Source organism: Salinispora goodfellowii (genome assembly GCF_059570675.1).
Map to the genome: position 1 here is coordinate 1 of NZ_JCANTD010000104.1, position 1,060 is coordinate 1,060.

The window sequence follows — 1,060 nt, forward strand, 5'->3', positions numbered from 1 at the left end:
GTGGGCACGAACTCGGCCAACGCCTGATTAATCAACGGGGTGACGGCAGTGATCGCCCGGGAAATCGTCGATTGAGAGACGTCGGCAGACTCGGCGATCTCGGCCTGGACCCGGTTTCTGCGCATATAGGTCAGGGTGACAACGACAGATCGGTAAAGACCGAGAATTGGCGGCCAGGGCTTCGCGCCCATATTGTCGGCCGCCGCGTTCACAAGGACGCATAGGTCACGGATCTGGCTTTGGGTGAACCCAGTGGTATGATACAAGTTCGGCGGTTCGCTTTTCGTGCGGTGTTGTGTGGAAACTCCATCCTACTAAAAGCGGGCCGCCCTCTACACTCAGGGCTCCACTGTGAACAGTGTAAGCCTCGCTGAATAAGCCTCATTGAGCCCCTACAGCTGGCAACGGAAGCTGACCTTCGTGGCTACGTTGTTTGACGTCCTGTGCCACGATGAAACGGGTACACCCAGAGGCCAGGACGGCCTCCGGTAACAGAAGGTTAGGGGTTCGAATCCCTTCGGGCGCGCAAGATCGTAAGGGTCTGAGCTGCGGAAAAGCGGATCAGGCCCTTTGTGCTGTGCGGCCTGTGTGAATGATGGGTGTCACGTGGGTGCGATGTGGGTGCAGTCCTGGAAGCGGCCTTGTCGCGGGTTGGTCGGGACGTGACCTGAAGCTTTGTGGCCTGTTTACGCCTCGGTGGGGTCGGAGCACCTGTTTTCGGTGTCGTCGGTCCCGGGGTACCAGCTTTTGGGCCACGGTCGGGCCGGTTCTTGCGGGCGCTGGCTTTGATCTTTCTGCGGATGCGGCGGGCGGCGTTGAGGACCAGTTGGGCGGTGGCGTCGGCGCAGCGGCGTTGGATCTGCGGCAGGACGCTGGTGTAGGTATCGGCGGTGACCACGATGCTGGAATGCCCGAGAAGGTCCTGCAGCGTTTGAGGTCGGCTCCGGCTTTCGTGGGCGAGGGAACCCGTCACCTGCACGTTCTGCCCGCAGAAGCCCTTCTTGTCGGAGAACAGCCCGTCGGTGCCGTCGCGTTCGCCGACCGGCGCGACCAAGCCGTC

At 61.6% G+C, this 1,060-nt stretch carries 1 protein-coding gene and 1 pseudogene; both read right to left on the reverse strand.

The features are described from left to right. A partial coding sequence (locus T398_RS26830; protein WP_496450587.1) for a transposase family protein occupies positions 1–191 on the reverse strand: 191 nt, incomplete at its 3' end. A gap of 308 nt (positions 192–499) precedes the next feature. Then, a pseudogene (locus T398_RS26835) lies at positions 500–1,060 on the reverse strand (hypothetical protein); the annotation flags it as partial.